Source organism: Burkholderia crassaminum (assembly GCF_964265005.1).
Classification (GTDB): domain Bacteria; phylum Pseudomonadota; class Gammaproteobacteria; order Burkholderiales; family Burkholderiaceae; genus Burkholderia.
Map to the genome: position 1 here is coordinate 2958818 of NZ_OZ183800.1, position 16797 is coordinate 2975614.

Annotated in this window: 17 protein-coding genes; 6 read left to right on the forward strand and 11 right to left on the reverse strand. The window is 63.8% G+C overall.

The window, feature by feature from the left end:
* Positions 1 to 18: 18 nt before the first annotated feature.
* Together fabI and ACPTTF_RS30315 are read right to left on the reverse strand one after the other, a co-directional pair.
* Positions 19 to 828 carry an enoyl-ACP reductase FabI gene (fabI, locus tag ACPTTF_RS30310; RefSeq protein ID WP_423369392.1) on the reverse strand — a complete coding sequence of 270 codons (810 nt, stop codon included), beginning with the start codon at positions 826 to 828 and terminating at the stop codon, positions 19 to 21.
* Positions 829 to 1077: 249 nt separating this feature from the next.
* On the reverse strand, positions 1078 to 1365 hold the full coding sequence (locus ACPTTF_RS30315; protein ID WP_423391191.1) for a hypothetical protein: 288 nt from the start codon (positions 1363 to 1365) through the stop codon (positions 1078 to 1080).
* Positions 1366 to 1523: 158 nt separating this feature from the next.
* On the opposite strand from ACPTTF_RS30315, the gene ACPTTF_RS30320 reads away from it, so the two are divergent.
* Positions 1524 to 2498 (forward strand): alpha/beta fold hydrolase, encoded by a 975-nt coding sequence (locus ACPTTF_RS30320; RefSeq protein WP_423369394.1) that lies wholly within the window; start codon positions 1524 to 1526, stop codon positions 2496 to 2498.
* 59 nt (positions 2499 to 2557) lie between these two features.
* Entirely contained in the window at positions 2558 to 2899 is a 342-nt protein-coding gene (locus ACPTTF_RS30325; RefSeq protein ID WP_423369395.1) for an NIPSNAP family protein, read from the forward strand.
* Between the two features lie 75 nt (positions 2900 to 2974).
* Here the strand turns inward: ACPTTF_RS30325 and ACPTTF_RS30330 are convergent, their stop codons facing one another.
* Positions 2975 to 4252, reverse strand: a complete 1278-nt coding sequence (locus tag ACPTTF_RS30330; RefSeq protein ID WP_423369396.1) for an epoxide hydrolase family protein — start codon at positions 4250 to 4252, stop codon at positions 2975 to 2977.
* A gap of 203 nt (positions 4253 to 4455) precedes the next feature.
* The gene (locus ACPTTF_RS30335; RefSeq protein WP_059732361.1) at positions 4456 to 5160 is read right to left on the reverse strand and encodes an SDR family oxidoreductase; all 705 of its coding nucleotides are present in this window, start codon (positions 5158 to 5160) and stop codon (positions 4456 to 4458) included.
* Positions 5161 to 5294: 134 nt separating this feature from the next.
* Here ACPTTF_RS30335 and gcvA point away from each other — a divergent pair, with 134 nt between their 5' ends.
* Positions 5295 to 6227, forward strand: coding sequence for a transcriptional regulator GcvA (gcvA, locus tag ACPTTF_RS30340; protein ID WP_423369397.1), 933 nt, complete (start codon positions 5295 to 5297; stop codon positions 6225 to 6227).
* Between the two features lie 71 nt (positions 6228 to 6298).
* The gene (locus tag ACPTTF_RS30345; protein WP_423369398.1) at positions 6299 to 6580 is read left to right on the forward strand and encodes a hypothetical protein; all 282 of its coding nucleotides are present in this window, start codon (positions 6299 to 6301) and stop codon (positions 6578 to 6580) included.
* A gap of 41 nt (positions 6581 to 6621) precedes the next feature.
* Here the strand turns inward: ACPTTF_RS30345 and ACPTTF_RS30350 are convergent, their stop codons facing one another.
* The 7 genes from ACPTTF_RS30350 to ACPTTF_RS30380 all read right to left on the reverse strand — a co-directional run bounded on the left by ACPTTF_RS30350 (position 6622) and on the right by ACPTTF_RS30380 (position 12159).
* Complete coding sequence (locus tag ACPTTF_RS30350; RefSeq protein ID WP_407062412.1) at positions 6622 to 6744, reverse strand: hypothetical protein; 123 nt, start codon at positions 6742 to 6744, stop codon at positions 6622 to 6624.
* Positions 6729 to 7325 (reverse strand): pyridoxamine 5'-phosphate oxidase family protein, encoded by a 597-nt coding sequence (locus ACPTTF_RS30355; protein ID WP_423369399.1) that lies wholly within the window; start codon positions 7323 to 7325, stop codon positions 6729 to 6731. The genes ACPTTF_RS30350 and ACPTTF_RS30355 overlap by 16 nt, the downstream gene beginning before the upstream one ends.
* Positions 7326 to 7420: 95 nt before the next feature.
* On the reverse strand, positions 7421 to 7612 hold the full coding sequence (locus ACPTTF_RS30360) for a hypothetical protein (RefSeq protein ID WP_423369400.1): 192 nt from the start codon (positions 7610 to 7612) through the stop codon (positions 7421 to 7423).
* 12 nt (positions 7613 to 7624) lie between these two features.
* The gene (locus ACPTTF_RS30365) at positions 7625 to 8824 is read right to left on the reverse strand and encodes a PLP-dependent aminotransferase family protein (protein WP_423369401.1); all 1200 of its coding nucleotides are present in this window, start codon (positions 8822 to 8824) and stop codon (positions 7625 to 7627) included.
* A 313-nt stretch (positions 8825 to 9137) separates the two neighbouring features.
* Positions 9138 to 10103, reverse strand: coding sequence for a hypothetical protein (locus ACPTTF_RS30370; protein WP_423369402.1), 966 nt, complete (start codon positions 10101 to 10103; stop codon positions 9138 to 9140).
* Between the two features lie 106 nt (positions 10104 to 10209).
* Positions 10210 to 11850: a DUF2334 domain-containing protein gene (locus tag ACPTTF_RS30375; protein ID WP_423369403.1), complete on the reverse strand. Its 1641-nt coding sequence runs from the start codon at positions 11848 to 11850 to the stop codon at positions 10210 to 10212.
* A gap of 12 nt (positions 11851 to 11862) precedes the next feature.
* Positions 11863 to 12159 carry a hypothetical protein gene (locus ACPTTF_RS30380; RefSeq protein WP_166954919.1) on the reverse strand — a complete coding sequence of 99 codons (297 nt, stop codon included), beginning with the start codon at positions 12157 to 12159 and terminating at the stop codon, positions 11863 to 11865.
* Between the two features lie 974 nt (positions 12160 to 13133).
* Between ACPTTF_RS30380 and ACPTTF_RS30385 the strand changes: the two genes are divergently transcribed.
* Positions 13134 to 15092: a glycosyl transferase family protein gene (locus ACPTTF_RS30385; RefSeq protein WP_423391192.1), complete on the forward strand. Its 1959-nt coding sequence runs from the start codon at positions 13134 to 13136 to the stop codon at positions 15090 to 15092.
* Positions 15089 to 16783, forward strand: a complete 1695-nt coding sequence (locus ACPTTF_RS30390; protein ID WP_423369405.1) for an NfrA family protein — start codon at positions 15089 to 15091, stop codon at positions 16781 to 16783. Before ACPTTF_RS30385 ends, ACPTTF_RS30390 begins: the two co-directional genes overlap by 4 nt.
* The last annotated feature ends 14 nt before the right edge of the window (positions 16784 to 16797 follow it).

A 16797-nucleotide genomic window follows, 5' to 3' on the forward strand; every position in this document is an offset into this window, starting at 1 on the left:
GGGTGCGGCCGCCTCGTGTCAGCCGAACACGTGCATCCCCGCGTCGATGTAGTGAATTCCGCCGGTCATCGCGCGTGCGGCATCGCTGGCGAGAAAGGTGCACAGCGCGCCGACGTCGTCGATGTCGAGCGCCCGGCGCAATGGCGCACGCCGGGCGGTGTCGTCAAGCAGGTGATCGAAATTCGGCAACCCGGATGCCGCCCGCGTGGGCAATGCGCCGGGCGAAACCGCATGTACGCGAATGCCGGCCGGCCCCAGTTCGACAGCGAGGTATCGAACGGTGGCCTCCAGCGCCGCCTTGACCGGGCCCATCACGCCGTACTCCGCGATGACCTGGTCGGCCCCGATATAGGTCATCGCCATCAGGCTTCCGCCGGACGTCATCAACGGCTCGGCAAGTTTCGCCATCCTGATGAACGAGTGGCAGGAGGTATCCATCGCGAGCGCGAACCCTTCCGGCGAACTGTCGACGACCCGCCCGTGCAGATCGGCCCTGGGTGCATAGGCAACGGCATGCAACAGAAAATCGAGGCCGCCCCACTGCTCGCCGATCGCGTCGAACACTTCGCGCATCTGGTCGGTGCGGCTCACGTCGAGCGGCATCGCGATCGTCGGCTTCAGCTGTTCCAGCAGCGGCTCGACGTACGGCAACGCCCGGTCGGATTGCCAGGTCACGGCCAGCTCGGCACCCGCTGCGTGAAATGCGCGCGCACATCCCCAGGCGATGCTCTGCTCGTTCGCCAATCCGACGACGATGCCTCTTTGGCCTTCAAGCGGGCGAATGCCATTGCCGGGCATGCGTGACTCGCGCACGTCGTCATTCGTCATCGCGAAACCTCGTGTCGTATTTTTTCACTGGGCGAAACTGTGAAAAGGCCGATTTACTTTTTTGCCGCGAGCCAATCAACAGAATGATCAGGTCGCACTAATGTGCAGTTGCGGATCATTGTATTGAGGGTTTCCCTACGTCAGGGCATTCGTTCGATATATTTTTGATTTTTATCAAAATCACTTTGCAATCAGATAATTACGATGGAATGTTTCTTCCAGGATGGATTTTCTTCATCGAAATGTCATTCAATCGTGAACGGAAGTGCCGTGCTGTTTCCGCTGTAAAACGATCAATTGACGGACGACGTCGGCAGCAGATAACGAAACCGTGCTGAATTCACGCAGTTGCACGATGGCCATTGAAGTCATCGCCGAGCACCGCGACGTCGTACCCCACGAACTGCACGCCGGTGTCGAACGCGACCAGGCGCGCATCAGCAGACCCTCGTCGATAACAATTTCACCGATCCACGACGCAAAACACCTGCTTTTAACGCCAATTACCCACCAACACTCGCCAATCAACGGCTTCATTATTCTCCGGCCCATGTTCCTGATATGCTCGCCCGGGACGAGCCGCCCCGCTCGTTTTCGCGCGAGCGGCGCCGTCATTTCACGATCATCGTGAAAACGCGCGACACGCATACGATCGCCCGCTTCTCCACGCAAAAAACGTAAAACGGAGCCCCGATATGAGCACATCGACCGATTGCCGTTACGAAGCATCGTCATTCCCGTCGGATGTGGACGGCGCCAGGATCTTTCTGCGGAAATGGATGCCGACGGCGAGCGAGGGCCCGCGAGCGGCCGTGCAGATCACGCACGGAGTCTGCGAACATGGCGGCCGCTACGACGGGCTCGCCCGCTATCTGGTCGCGCGAAACTACGTCGTGTTCGCACTCGACCTGCGCGGACACGGCCACACCGCCGGCGTCACGGCGCTCGGGCAAGCCGGGCTCACCGCGTGGTCCGACATGACGAGCGACATTGCGCAGCTGTCCCGCTTGATCCGCACGCAGTATCCCGGCCTGCCGTTGATTGCGTTCGGTCACAGCATGGGCTCCGCGCTCACGCAATCGCACATCCAGAACCACGGCGACCTTCTCACGGGCGCGGTGCTGTGCGGCACGATGGGCGCATTGCCCGGCGTCGACGGCGACACGCTGGAAAAGCTCAGGACCGTGGCCCATTCCGCCGAAGGCAACCAGCCCGCGACACTGTTCGGCGCGGTGCTGCACGCATTCAACGCACCGTTCGTGCATCACGCGCAACCGTCGACGGGCTGCGAATGGATGACGGCAGACCCGGCAGAGATACAGCGCTTTCTCGACGACGAACTCTGCGGCAAGCCATTTTCCAACAGCATGTTGTACTCGGTGCTCGAAGGCTTCCACAGCCTGTGGGTTCCCGAACACGAATCGCGCATTCCGGTGGACCTGCCGATCCTGGTGATCGCCGGAACCCGCGACCCGGTCGGCGAAAACACGCTTTCGATCCAGTCGCTCATTACCCGATACATGCGCCACGGGCACCTGGCGCTGGCCTACCGGTTCTACCCCGGCGACCGGCACGAGATATTGAACGATCATGACCGGGACCTCGTTCACGAGGATATCGATGCATGGCTCGACGGCGTGCTGCGCCGGCATCGGCACGAGTCGGCGTGAATCAGGCGTGAATCAGGATCGGTGCGTCCGATCGATGAGGAACGCGAAGGAGACGCCACATGAACCGGTTGCTGGAAATTCGCACCTACCGCCTGAAGCCGGGAACGTCGCACGCATTTCATCAGGCCATGCACCAGCTTGCCGTTCCCATGATCCGTGCGCACGGAATGGACGTCGTGTATTACGGCCCTTCCGATCACGAAGAAGAGCGCTATTGTCTGGTGCGGGCCTATGCCGATCGCGAGTCGCTGGAGACGGAACAGGCGGCGTTCTACCACTCGACGGAATGGCGTGAAGGTCCACGCCCGGCGCTCGTCGTGCACATCGAGACGTACCTCAACACGTTGCTGAGGATGACCGACGACGCCGTCGAAAGCCTGCGCACGCTCAATCCGTCGTAACGGGCGGCCGCACGTGACGACATGACGGCGAACACGGCCCGCATCACCGCCGGCCCGCGTTCGCCATTCCGCCGCTTACCCGCGCCGCAACGGCCTGAACCCCGCCCGCACTTCACGCGCAAACAACTCCGGCTCCTCCCATGCCGCGAAGTGCCCGCCCCTGTCGACTTCGTTGAAGTAGATCAGGTTGTGATAACTGCGCTCGGCCCAACTGCGCGGCGCTTGATAGATCTCCCCCGGAAACACCGTGATCGCGGCCGGCAACGCGATATCCACCGCGTTGAAGTTGTTCGAGTGATCCTCCCAGTAGATCTGCGCGGCGGACGTCGCGGTGTTCGTCAGCCAGTACAGCGAGATGTCGTCGAGAATCTCGTCGCGCGGAATCGAGCGTTCGGGCACGCCGCCGCTGTAGGTCCATTGCGAGATCTTGTCGACCATCCATGCAGCCTGCCCCGACGGCGAATCGGCCAGCGCATAGCCGACCGTCTGCGGGCGCGTGACCATCATCGCCGAGTAGCCGCAGTTGTCGCGATAGAAGGTCGCGAGCTTCTCGTACGCGGCCTTCTCCTTCGGCGACAGCGACGCCGGCGCGGGCGCATCGGTCGCGAGCAGTGTCGCGATATCCGGCGGCACCGTTGCCGGCATGTTCACGTGAATCCCGGCCAGGCCCTGCACGCGCTGCATCGCCATCCGGTGCGAGATCACCGAGCCGCAGTCGCCGCCCTGCGACACGAAGCGCGTATAGCCGAGGCGCGCCATCAGTTCGCCCCACGCGCGCGCGATGTGGTCGGAACCCCAGCCGGTCTGCGTCGGCCGGCCCGAGAAGCCGAAGCCCGGCAACGACGGCACGACGACATGGAACGCATCGTCGGCGCTCGCGCCGTGCGCGGTCGGGTCGGTCAGCGGGCCGATCGCCTTCAGCAGCTCGAAGATCGAACCGGGCCAGCCGTGCGTCATGATCATCGGCATCGCGTTCTCGTGCCGCGAGCGCACGTGGATGAAATGAATGTCGAGCCCGTCGATTTCCGTGATGAACATCGGGAAGCCGTTCAGGCGCGCCTCGCCCTTGCGCCAGTCGTAATCGGTGCCCCAGTAGCGCAGCAGCGTCTGCATGCGCGCCAGCCGCACACCCTGCGATTCGTCGGCGGCGGTCTCGCGACCCGGCCAGCGTGTGGCCGCGATACGGCGGCGCAGGTCGGCGACGGCTTCATCGGGAATGTGCGCGGTGAACGGGCGTATGCCGCTCGCGCCGGTCGCGGCATGCAGCGCCGTGGGCAGCATCGCAGAGACCCCGGCGGCCACGGACGTGGCAAGCAGGTGGCGACGCATCGGGGAAAACGGTGTGGAAGACATCGTTCGGCATCTCCTTTCGTGAAGTGGAAAGTGAACATGCCGCGCGCGGGGCCGCGCCTTCGCTTTCAATCCGGCGCGCCCGGCTCACGCGGCGTCGCCCATTTGAAAGGTCTGATGTATCCCGGATTTGTCTGGTTTGTACGCGTTTGTAGCGGGTGCGCGGCGAGCGTCCCGGCCGGTGCGGCCGCTCGCCCGCGCGACGCTCAGAGTGCCTTGACGATCGCGCCGTCGACGCGAATGTTCTGCCCCGTGATGTAGCCCGCGCCGTCGGACAGCAGGAACGCGACCGTCTTCGCGATCTCGCCGGTCTTGCCGAAGCGGCCGGCCGGAATGCGTGCGACGATCTCCGGCGTTTCCGGCCAGCTGTCGATGAAGCCCGGCAGCACCGCGTTCATCCGGATGTGCTCGGCCGCATACCGTTCCGCGTAAAGACGCGTCCACGCGCTCAGCGCCGCGCGCAGTGCCGACGAAACGGGCATCGGCTGCTCGGGTGCGTCCGCCGCGAAGCTCGAGATGTTGACCACCGCGCCGCCGCCCTGCTTCTGGAAGATCGGCGTCACTCGGCGCATCACGCGCACCACGTTCAGCAGGATCAGGTCGAGCCCCGCGTGCCAGTTGTCGTCGGTGATCGCCAGCAGCTCGCCCTTCGGCGGATGCCCGGTGTTGTTCACGACCGCATCGATGCGACCGTAGCGCGCGAGCGTCTCCTGCACGAGTCGGTCGATATCGGCCTCTTCCGTCACCGAGCCCTGGATGCCGAACCCGCCCAGTTCCTCGCCGAGCGCCACCGCGCTGCCCGACGGCGACATCAGCGCGACGCGATAGCCCGTCGCCGCCAGTTCGCGCGCGATCGCCGCGCCCATGCCCTTGCCCGCCGCCGTGATCAACGCCACTTTTTCTACAGTCACGATCTGCTCCTCATTCGAATCCTGCCGCCGCGCAGCCGCCGTTCGGCCCGCCATGGTGGTAATGTAGGCGCATCGATAACGACTGTCGAACCAGTATTTCTGCCTCCAGCCGATAGTTTTTCTACAGCCTGACGATGCCGCCTCGCCCCTCCCGCCTGCCGCCGCTGAACGCGCTTCGTGCGTTCGAAGTGTCCGCGCGGCACCTCAATTTTCGTGCCGCCGCCGACGAGATCGGCGTCACGCAGGGCGCCGTCGCGCAGCAGGTGCGCCACCTCGAGGACGTGCTCGGCCTGAAGCTGTTCGAACGCCTGCCGCGCGGCCTCGCGCTGACGCACGACGGCGCCGCGTATTTCTCCGATGTCCAGCGCGCACTGCACGCGATCGCCGACGCGACCGACAAGCTCGTGAAGCGACGCGCTGCGCTGACCATCAGCACGACGCCATCGTTCGCGTCGAAATGGCTGATCCCGCGGCTCGCGCAGTTCACCGACGCGCATCCCGACTACGACGTGCGTGTGATCGCCGACCCGCAGATCGCGACGTTCCGCCACGACGGTGTCGATCTCGCGATCCGTTACGGCAAGCCGCCGTTCGGCAAGCATCTCGCCACGCACGCGCTGTTCCCGCTCGACGTGTGTGCCGTGTGCAGCCCCGCGCTGCTGGCCGCGCCTGCGTCGCCGCGCGCGCTGGCGGGCCACGTGCTGCTGCACGACGCGCACGACCTGTGGCCCGAGTTCCTCGCCGCGATGCCGGAGCCTGTCGACCTCGATCCGCACAAGGGGCTGCGCTTCAACCAGACGTCGCTCGCGATCGACGCGGCCGTCGCCGGTCAGGGCATCGCGCTCGCCACCGATCCGCTCGTCGAGCGCGACATCGCCGCCGGCCGGCTGTGCAAACCGTTCGATTTCGCGTTCCCGCTGTCGATGGGGTTCTATCTCGTGTATCCGGCCGAGCGGCGCGATGACGATGCCATCGTCGTGATGCGCGAGTGGATGACCGCGCAGGTGGCGTCGGACAGGCGGCCGCCCGATTCACCGGACAGCCGCGGCGCGGGAAACGACGCATAGGCGCCAGGCGCGATCCCGGGCGGCCGGCGGACTGCCCTGCAACGGGTGATATGCCGCGAGGAGATGATCCGATGGGATGGGAAGAAAAGTACCGCGGCATCTGGACAGGCGTGCTGATGCCCGGCGAGATGCCCGTTGCCGAAACGCACCTCGTCGATCGGCATCTGGTCACGCTGATTGCCCGACGACCCGACGGCCTGTATCGGGCCGTCGTCCTGGGGCATCACCACGACCCGCAGTGGCGCCTGCCGTTCTGGGGAGAAGTCATGGCGACCGCGATAGTCGCGTCGATCGATGACGGGGAACAGTACCTCGCCGCGGCATTGGCCCGTCACGTCGAACGCGGCTCGTGAAGGATGACGTCACGGTGAGTCGGCCCGCGAGCACGGCACGCTCAGGGCGCGATCCACCGGCCTTCATAACCGCCCTCGTGCAGGTCGAACACCGCGCGACGATGGCCGGCCCGCGCGAGTTCGAGCCAGTCGATGCGCGTCACGCTCCTCAGGGCGCGATCCACCGGCCTTCATAACCGCCTTCGCGCAGGTCGAACACCGCGCGACGATGGCCGGCCCGCGCGAGTTCGAGCCAGTCGATGCGCGTCACGCTCACGTGCAGCAGGCAGAAGTTTTCATAACCGTCGTCGGTGGGATTTGCGCGCTGGCTCGCCGATACATGCGCGGCTTCAGGCGACTCGACCGGCGTACCCGGCGGCAACGGTGCGCGATACAGCAGCAGCGTATGCGGACGGCTCGATTGCCAGATCGCGCGGCGTTGCGCTTCGTCGTCGCAGATCGACGCAACGCCCTCCACGCGAATCTGCACGAGCGCATCGAGATCGTTGGCGACGAGCGCGATGCGCGGATCGCGGCGCAGCTCCGCGACCTTCTCCGAGCGTGCATCGGTATGAAACGACAGCACACGATCGGCACGACTCGCCTGACGCAAGACGATCGTGCGCACTTTCGGCGCGCCGTCGACACCGAGGGTCGCGGCCTGCAGCATCGTGAACGGCGAACGCTGCGCACTCACACCGGATTCGAGGCAGGACCAGAGGCGCTCGTACGTTTGCGCGAGCGATTCGGAAGTTGAGTCGGACATGACGGAGCGGCGATCGTGCGTGTTGCGATCGCGCAAGCTTAACCGCTTGTGGCGGCAACGGCACGCGTGCGGCGCGCCGGCCGTCGCCGTGCGGCTCAGTTGTAGCCGAGTACGACCGGTGCCGCGTCGCCGAGGTCGGCCGCCGGCTCTGCGCCGAAGCGGCCGAGCACGTCGGCCACATACTGCGGCCCTGCGCTGATCTGCGACGACCGGTGTGCAACAGGCCGGTTATCGCCCGTGCCCGGCGCTGCGCCCATCGATACGGTGTCGTTGACGGTGATATTCACGTTGATGTCTCCTTACGCGGCCAGTGCCGCACCATACGCACGCACGAGGCGTGCGACGCCTTCCCGGATCGCGTCGACGTCCGGCGCGGCAAACGACAGGCGCAGCGATGCCGCGTCGACGTTGTCCGCGAAAAACGCCTTGCCCGGCACGAACACGATCTTGTTTGCGATCGCCTGTTGCAGCAGCACGTCCGACGACACCGCGCCGATTCGCGCCCACACGAACATCCCGCCTTCGGGACGATGGAATTCGATCGCATCGCCCAGGCCGTCGCGCAACGCGTCGCACATCGCAGCGCATTTGCGCTGGTAGGCGGCGGTGATACGTGGCAGATGGCGTTCGAGCGCGCCGTCGGCCAGATATTCGGCGGCGGCCGCCTGCGTCCACGGCGTGCTGCACAGATCGACCGTCTGCTTCGCGATCACGCAGCGCCGCGCGATCTCGGCCGGCGCGATCGTCCAGCCCACGCGCAACCCCGGCGCGACGATCTTCGACAGGCTCGCGAAATGCACGATCCAGTCGCGCGCGCCGTCCACTTCATCGGCGAGTGCAAGCATCGACGGCACGGCTTCGCCCGCGAAACGCAGGTCTCCGTACGGATCATCCTCGACGATCAGGAAGCGGTATTGCACCGCGAGACGCAGCAGCTTCAGCCGACGCTCGCGCGTGAGCGTCGCGCCCGTCGGGTTCGCGAAGGTCGGGACCGTGTAGAGCAGCTTCGGCTGCGCGATCGCGCCGGACGCGAGCTGTTCGCCGAGACGATCGACGTCGAGCCCCGCGCCGTCGACCGGAATCGTCACGATGCGCGCCTGCTGCAGACGCATCGCCTGCAGCGTCGCCGGATAGGCCGGCTGCTCGGTCAGCACGACGTCGCCGGGCGACACCATCACGCGCAGCAACAGGTCGAGGCCCTGCTGCGAACCGGTCGTGACGAGCAGTTCGGCCGCCGTGCACGTCACACCGCGACGCGCCATCAGCGCGATCAGTTGCTGCTTCAGTTCGGCGAGGCCGTCGGTCGGGCCGTACTGCAGGCAGCGCACGGGCTGCGCGTACGCGCGCTCGGCGGCTGCGTTCAGGCCGTCGACGTCGAACAGGTCGCTGGCCGGATAGCCGCCCGCGAAGGAAATCATGCCCGGTTCGGACAGGTACTTGAACAGTTCGCGGATCGGCGAGCCGGCGGGATTCTGGAATGAGGGAGTGAACGCGTACATGTCGTCGTGAGCTGGATGGCGCGGACGGCCGGGATAGCCGCCAGGTACCGGCCACCGCGGCGCTTCTGGCGCCACGGCGGTGAAATCGAGCCACGATTGTCGATAGTCATTAAGGCCGCGGCAAACGATATCTATGCACTAGGTCTTGCGGTTTGGTCATCAAATGGGGCTTGGGCGGGAGAAGCGAAACGGCTGGTACGCCGGCGCGCCGACACCGGGTTCCGGGCACGCTGCGCCGCCGGAAAGCCAATCCGCCCGATTGTTTCGCCACACGCGCACCTTGCCCGCCCCGCTTGGCCGGGACCGGACCGAATCAGTGCGCCGTGCCCGCAGGCTCGGCCGGCGGCTTGGGCTTCCACGTCGAGAGCGCGCGCGTGAGGTCGTCCGACATATAGTGCGGACCGTCGAACAGGTAGACCGTATAGCCGCGATACGCCAGCAGTTGCTTGCCCAACTCGTCGGCGCTGGCTGAACGGAACCCGCCGCGCTCGGCAGGCCGGAACGCCTCGGCGATGACCCGCACGCGTCGTTTGCCCAATCTTGAAACCAGCTCGTCGAGGTAGCTGCGCGCGACATACGGCTCGCGGGCATACACGCCGCAGCCGTCCTGGAAGAACACGCCGACGTCCGCAGGCAGCCACGCCGCGAGCCAGTCCGCGAGCGCCTTTCCGCCGATGTTGGTCTGGTCGTACACGCTCACCCAGAGCGGCCTCGGCAGCCGCTGCAAAATAGCGGCGAGCTTCGGCGCGTCCTGCCAGGTCGGATCGATCTCGACCGGGAAGTAGTAGCCGGTGACATGCAGCGGGACCGGTGCGCGCGCCACTTCCAGCGACTGGTCGGCGAGCGTCGACAGATGGGTGCGCGCCCGTTTTTCGTCCTGGTAGCCAGCCAGCCCCAGGATGACATTCCTGGCCCAGGGCTCACGACTGATACGTTCCCAGTCGGGAAGGTGCGCGGCAGGCTGGATGGGGGTATTGGCGATGAACGCGGTATCGTCGACGACGGTCCATTGAATCAGCAGATCGTGAATGCCGAGCATCTGCCAGCTGCCGACCGGATTCGTCGTCGAGTTGTCCACCTGCCAGACGATGCCGTCCGCGTGCACATCGTGCGCGGTCCAGCTGCAGGCGGCCACGACGAGCGATGCGCCGATCGCCGCGAGCGTCGCCGCCCGGGGCGAACGCGGCGCGGCGGCGAGCGGGCCCGGTCGCGCTGCGAGCCGAAACCGGCCCACACGCTGTTGAATCCTGCGCCAGGCCGGGATCGCGTACGTGGTCATCGCTGGCTCCCCGGAAGCATGCCTGCGCGTCATCGTAGCCGATCAAACGAAAACGTGCGACCCGCGTTGCCGATGCGGGTCGCACGGGGCTGCCGCTATGCGCGCGTCACTTGGCCGTCGTGCCGTCTACGAACTTGTAGCCGAGATTCGTAATGCCGGTAATCATGCTCTGGAAGTCCTGGAACGCCGGCAATCCGAGATCCGGTTCAAGCCAGTACGGATGGAAGAAGAACGACGCGAAACCGTCCCGCACCGCCAGACCATACTGGGCATTGGTCACGATTTGCTGCCACGTGTACGTGATGCACGAGAACGGGTCGATATTGCAGATGTTGTACTGCACGCTGCCCAGGTTCTCCGGAACGATCCGCTGCCCGTAGTAATCGGAGTTGATGATGTACGGGAAAAACTGCCCGGCCGAAAAGTCCTGGTTGGCGGCACCCGTGCCGAGTTGCGGTTTGGCCGACGTGTAGTACACGGCCCGCTGGAACGTGGTCGGGAACGTGAGGGCTGTCGCTGACGAAGCCGCCGGCGACATCTGGTACTGCGGCGCGGCCCAGCCGACGACCTTGTAGCCGTTGGTCGTGAACTCGAGCAGGCCATCGGCCATTCTGCCTTCCGCCCACGGGATGGAGTCCTCATCAACCGGCCGGTTCTGTACCGCAAACCAGAACTCGTAGTCGCTGCCGCTCACTGCATTCTGCAGATTCGGCGTCGAATCGTACTGGTGCGTATAACCGTGCATCACGATCGAGCCGCCGCGTGCGATGGCATAGTTCAGCGCACTCTTGAGGCCGGTTGCCTGTGCCAGATGGATCGTCTCCGGCACGCCGCCGTTGTAATAGCCGTTCGGGTCCGTATACAACGGGATGGTTGCCATCGTGAACGGAATCTTCTTCGAGTACATGTAGTTCGTCAGTTGCTGCATCGAACTCGTCGTCGTATACGCGTCGAGATCCTCCAGGCGGACGAGCGCACGGTGATTCACCGGTGCATTGGTCTGCAGGATGTCATGCAGGATGTCGCAAATCACGAGGTAACGATCCGTCGGGCCGATGTAGGAAAACGGCATGTCCGCGAAGTACCAGAAGTTGCCCGAGCGCACGACGTAGGGCGTGGTTGCCCCGCTCTGGCTGTTCTTGATGGTGACGAGCGCTTGCGCCTTCGTGGTATTGATCTGGGTCAGTCCGACATCCGGATCCGCGCTGATGACGCCGGTCGACGCGTTATACGAGTAATACTTGACCATCGACAGGTTCTTGTACGTGACCGTGTCGTAAAAGCCCGGATTCGGATTGCTCGCCGAAGGCGTCGCGTTCATCCCCGCGAGGCCGAGAAAGCTGAACCCGAAGGTCTGGTTGAACGTGTAGGCCGTGTTCCATGCCAGTTGCCACAGGTTGTACTTGAACCAGACCACGGTCTTCGTGGTGGTCATCACGTCGCTCATGAACGCCGTCGGAATCGGGTTGTTGTAGTAGTCGCCGATATAGAACGTGACGTCGTGGCTCCCGACCATGCCGGACGTGTAGTTCTGGATCGGAACCAGATCGATCGTCGCGTTGAAATGGCCAAGCAGGTTTCTCAGCATGATGCTGTACATCAGGCCCAGCTTCGAATACGGGTCATTCGCCGGATTGTCGTACAGCACGAGCGTATGGGCGGTGGTGGTCTGCGCGTGCGCGGTGACCGGCAATGTCATTTGCGCGAGTCCCGCAAGCAGGGCGATGACGAGCAAGATCTTTTTCATGGCCGTTTCTCCCTAGTCACGTTCCACATTGCCATTGGTTTTCTTGACGGACTTCTTGCTGAATTTCGGCCGCCCCGTTTCCTTGTACGCCTTGTCCCAATCCTCGTCCGACATCCCCGCCTTCACGTTGACCTGGGCCGAGCCGTTCGGCAGCGGTGGCGGCTTGATCTTCATGACGGAAGCATTGCCTGTCGCCTGCGCATTCGCATCCTGAACGCCGACGGCGAAGACGAGCGTGGTGATCAATGCGACGAGTGACCCGGCAGTGCTCAACCCGTTTCGAAAAGATTGCTTGCGATGCGAAGGCATGATTTTCATCCTTTGATATGCAAAATAAGTTCATCTCGTTAGCGAAACGAGTACGACGAATCACCATCCGGAATCGGGGCGCTATGTCGTGAATTTTTGCTGCGCAATTGAAACCAGACAAATAAATCCGGGAGGAGATGGTTTTACTTTCAAGCTAGAACCGTACCATCCGTCGCAAATGGGCATAGCGCCAAGGGGGCGAAATTGACGCCTTGGCGCAGCTCAAAATTGCGTCGATAAAACGTTTCAGCCATGCAACGCGGCGGTGTCACGAATTAAATCGGACAAACGCGTGAAGCCTGTTCGTACGATTCAGGGAAAACCAGTTAATCGCCGTACTTCGCAGAGCGTGACGCGGCAATCGCCGCGGGTGACATGCATGTGCAATGACGACCGAGGCGCAGGCATTCCGGTTCAACGCCGATTCATCCAGCCTGCCACCGCTGCAATCGCATGACGATCTCCCCAGGGCGGCAAACGCGGCCCGGCAGAGGGTCTGAAAACGATGTGTCATCCGGTCGATCGAGCGCGTGTTTCAGCACTGAAACATTTGGCTCGAATTCGGTGAGCCGATCCTGTGCGGCGCCCCGCAACGCCTGCAAGGTCAAGGGTCGCACAACGATGGCGCACGACTTGCTACATCAGCTGTGTGTTGCGAAGTCGGTGCGCGGGGTCGCTGCGCGTGCGCCGGATGGAGAGCGGTTGCAGGCAATTGAGAATGCAGGGACGGAGGCAGGCAAGCAAGCAGGACACGGGCTGTCAAAAAGTCATCCACTGAACACGTTGCATCGTTCGCGATGCACCGTGGCCCCATCGCGAAGAATCGCGTGCTGCAGGTTTTTTTGAGCGGCAGGCATTCGCATGGCGCAAGCCACCGAGTGGACGTGACGGGGGCGACGAGGACGGGGAAAGTTTCGTCTTGCGTCGGTACGAGGGGAAATAATCAAATACAAGATAAAAGAGCGGAACAAATGATGGATAACATGATTTGGAGTGCATATTTATATGCGCTTAACCTTGTCGCCATTATGACCGCAATCGTCATCCTGGTGAGCACACTGGATGACCTCACGCTGGACGCCTGTTATTGGTCATTTGAAATCCGGCGCCTCCTGCGCCGTGAAAAATCGCAAACGATCGATATCGGCATGCTGCGCGCGCTGGAAGAACAGCATCTGGCGCTGATGGTGCCGGCCTGGAAGGAATACGACGTGATCGCCAAGATGATCGAAAACACCTTGGCGACCCTCGAGTACGAGCGATACGTTATCTTCGTCGGCACCTATCACAACGATGTCGAGACCACGACCGAGGTCGAACGGATGGTCCGCAGATACCCGGGCAGGGTCACGCGCGCGACCGTCATGAACGACGGTCCGACCTGCAAGGCGGACTGCCTGAACTGGATCGTCGAAGCCATCCTGCGCTATGAAGCGGTCCACCACATTCAATTCGCGGGCGTCATCATGCACGACTGCGAGGATGTCATTCATCCAGTCGAACTCAAGTACCTGAACCACGCGGTGGCGAATAGCGACCTGGTCCAGCTTCCCGTACTGTCCTTGCCGCGGAAATGGAACGAGTTCGTCGCCGGATGCTACCTGGACGACTTCAGCGAAACACACCAGAAGGACCTGCCGGTGCGGGCCCGCCTGACCGGCATCGTCCCGGGTGCGGGCGTTGCGTCGTGCTACAGCAGGCGCTCGATCGAAGCCGCGATGAAGGAACGCAACGGCTCGCCGTTCAACACCAGTTCGCTGACCGAGGATTATGACTTCAGCTTCCGGTTGAGAGACCTGGGGATGAAGGAAACCTTTGCGTGCATTCCACTGACGGGAGTCCCGCGCGATGCACCGGACCGACGCGCAGATAGCGGCGCCGTCAATCGAAACCTGCTGGCCACGCGCGAGTATTTTCCGAAAACATTTCGTACCGCGTACCGACAGCGCACGCGCTGGATCCTCGGCATTGCCTTTCAGGGCTGGGAACAACTCGGCTGGAAGGGCAATCTTCTCACCCGATACATGTTCTTCCACGATCGCAAGGGCATCGTGACCTCGCTGTTTTCGGTCGTCGCCTATGGCGTGCTGATCAACTTCCTGTTGCTCGGCGCGCTTCAGCGATCCGGTCATGTGATCCCGGATGGCACCTCGCTCGTCATGGTGGGCCACTGGGTCACGCCGCTGCTGTGGATCAACACCGCCATGCTGTTCGCGCGCGCCGGGCAGCGTTTCCATTTCGTCAGCAAGCTGAACGGCCCGACCCAGGGGCTGCTGTCGATTCCGCGGATGTTCGTCAATAACCTGATCAATTTCTACGCGGTTTGCCGCGCGTGGCGCATCTATATCGGCCACCTGGTGACCGGCAAGCCCATCGCCTGGGACAAGACCAGCCATACCTACCTGTCGAACGAAGCCCTCGGGAAGGCGCGCCTGAAAGTCGGCGAGATCCTGGTCGGCTGGGGCGTGGTCACGCTGGAGCAATTGCAAGTGAGCCTCGAGAAGCAACTGACCTGCGGCAAGCGGCTGGGTGAACTGCTGGTCGAAGGCTGCGCGATCTCCTCCGAATCGCTGGCGGATGCGATCGCCGAGCAAGCCGAGCTGCCCCGGGTGAGCCTCGGCAACGTCGCGGTGGGCCACTTCGCGGATTCGCTGGCATTCGAGCTGCAGTACGCATACCGCGCCGTCCCGTTTTCGACTGCGGACGACGGCACGTTGAACGTTGCGGTCGGGCGGCCGCTCACGCCGGACGAACAGGATGTCGTGCGACGCGGTGCCCGATCGAATGTGGCCTACTTCATCGCCTGCGATGCGGAGATTGCCGCCGAGCTCTCCCGGCACTCGCGCTTCGTCGAACTCGCACGCATGCGCGACGGCGACCCGGCGGCGCAGCAGGGCTCCGCCGCGACAAAACCGTCGGGAGAACAGGCATGAAGCATTCGAGATTCCCGATCGCGGCCGGCCTCAAGCGCTGCGCACGGTTGAGCGCACTGGCGATCGCCGTGTCGCTCGCCTGGCAGGCGCCGGCATCCGCCGCCCAGCCACTGACGCCCAAAGCCTATCGGCTCGCCGACAGCGCCTACAAGGCCATCAATGCCGGCGACCTGCCCCTCGCGGAAGTGTATGCATCACGCGCCATCAAGATTCAACCCGGTAGCGAACAGCTCGGGCTGCTGCTCGTCGACGTATACAGACGGGAAGGCAAGGTCGACGAAGCGGACGCGATGGTGGAATCGCTGATCGTTCGTTTTCCGAAGAGTGCGGCGGTACGCGCGCAGCATGGCTACCTCGCGCAGCGGCAGATGCGCTACGACGTCGCCTGCAGCGATTTCTCCGCCGCCGTCGCAACCGGGAAATGGAGCAAGGACCAGCAGCGCAACCTGCGTCTCGCCTGGGCGGACAGCGCGCTCGCGGCAAAGCTTCCGCATGAGGCCGGCATTGCGCTGGCACCGCTGGCCGATGAAAAATCGGCCGTGATCCAGTTGCGTGTCGCGCAGCTGAGCCTGCAGGCAGGCGACCGCGATACCGCGATCCGCATGGCGGACCTGGCGGCCGGCGATGCGACGACCGATGGCGAGCGCAACATGGCCGTGTCGATCGCGGCGCAGGCGCGGCAGGAAGACCCGCCCGCTCAGGCGCCGGTGGACAATACCGCGCAACAGAAGTTGCAGGAGGCCTACGACCTCCTGCGCGACCACAAGGATCGCGAGGCGCTCGACGCATTCAAGGAAGGATTCGCCGGCGGTGCCGGCAACGCGATGAACTACGCGGACGCGGGCTATGCCGCCAAGCGGATCGGGTTGAACGACGAGTCCATCGATCTGTTCGAGCACAGCCTCGACGCCGATGAAAACGAACACACCTTCGATGCGCAGCACAAGTTCGGCTACAAGCGCGAAGTCGAGCAGTTGCAGCGCAGCTGGGGGTTCGTGCTGAGCGCGCCGTACCAGTCGGCCGCGTTCGGCCCGCAAGGCACCATCAGCGTGTTGCAGCCGGGTATCGAAGTGTATTGGCAGCCGCCGAAGATCGGCTATCAGAACGGTCGCATCTTCCAGTTCTTCGTGCGCGGATACGGCACGGCCTACGACGGGACGGGCAACGTGACCGGCATGCCGACCGTGCAGGGTTCGGTGGGCGCGCGCTACAAGCCGCTGCCCGACCAGAACGTCGTGCTGACCGCCGAGCGGCTGTTCCACGTCGGCAGCCTGTCGATGACGGACTGGCTGATGCGCCTGGGTTATTCGTCGGAAGCGGGGACCGACCTGCAGGTGACCGAACCGAGCTGGCGCAGTTGGCAGGCGTATGTCGAAGGCGCGTACTTCATCAGCGCGGGTCGATACATCATTTATTCGGAGTTGCGTTACGGGCACACCTGGCGTTTGCCGATGATCAGCGATCGGCTGACCGTCTACCCGCACGCCGCGGTGGCCGGCGATCACGACAATCGGCAGCCGGACAAGACGGCGATCGGCGCCGGGCCCGGCATCCAGGTGCGGTACTGGTTTCGCGAAGGCCAATATAGCGCGCCGGCAAGCTATCTGGATGTCACGGTGCAATACCGGTTCGGATTGACGTCAGCGGCACGCGCACGTGGTCTCGTGGTGCGCGCGACATTGTGGTTCTAACCAGCGACGCTGAC

Excerpts from the sequence above, each read along its gene's own strand:
- ACPTTF_RS30365 (WP_423369401.1), bottom strand. The coding sequence starts at position 8,824 with ATGTACGCGTTCACTCCCTCATTCCAGAATCCCGCCGGCTCGCCGATC.
- ACPTTF_RS30380 (WP_166954919.1), bottom strand. The coding sequence starts at position 12,159 with ATGCCTTCGCATCGCAAGCAATCTTTTCGAAACGGGTTGAGCACTGCC.
- ACPTTF_RS30345 (WP_423369398.1), top strand. The coding sequence starts at position 6,299 with ATGGGATGGGAAGAAAAGTACCGCGGCATCTGGACAGGCGTGCTGATG.
- gcvA (WP_423369397.1), top strand. The coding sequence starts at position 5,295 with ATGCCGCCTCGCCCCTCCCGCCTGCCGCCGCTGAACGCGCTTCGTGCG.
- ACPTTF_RS30390 (WP_423369405.1), top strand. The coding sequence starts at position 15,089 with ATGAAGCATTCGAGATTCCCGATCGCGGCCGGCCTCAAGCGCTGCGCA.
- ACPTTF_RS30385 (WP_423391192.1), top strand. The coding sequence starts at position 13,134 with ATGGATAACATGATTTGGAGTGCATATTTATATGCGCTTAACCTTGTC.
- ACPTTF_RS30375 (WP_423369403.1), bottom strand. The coding sequence starts at position 11,850 with ATGAAAAAGATCTTGCTCGTCATCGCCCTGCTTGCGGGACTCGCGCAA.
- ACPTTF_RS30330 (WP_423369396.1), bottom strand. The coding sequence starts at position 4,252 with ATGTCTTCCACACCGTTTTCCCCGATGCGTCGCCACCTGCTTGCCACG.
- ACPTTF_RS30315 (WP_423391191.1), bottom strand. The coding sequence starts at position 1,365 with ATGAAGCCGTTGATTGGCGAGTGTTGGTGGGTAATTGGCGTTAAAAGC.
- ACPTTF_RS30320 (WP_423369394.1), top strand. The coding sequence starts at position 1,524 with ATGAGCACATCGACCGATTGCCGTTACGAAGCATCGTCATTCCCGTCG.
- ACPTTF_RS30325 (WP_423369395.1), top strand. The coding sequence starts at position 2,558 with ATGAACCGGTTGCTGGAAATTCGCACCTACCGCCTGAAGCCGGGAACG.
- fabI (WP_423369392.1), bottom strand. The coding sequence starts at position 828 with ATGACGAATGACGACGTGCGCGAGTCACGCATGCCCGGCAATGGCATT.
- ACPTTF_RS30370 (WP_423369402.1), bottom strand. The coding sequence starts at position 10,103 with ATGACCACGTACGCGATCCCGGCCTGGCGCAGGATTCAACAGCGTGTG.
- ACPTTF_RS30355 (WP_423369399.1), bottom strand. The coding sequence starts at position 7,325 with ATGTCCGACTCAACTTCCGAATCGCTCGCGCAAACGTACGAGCGCCTC.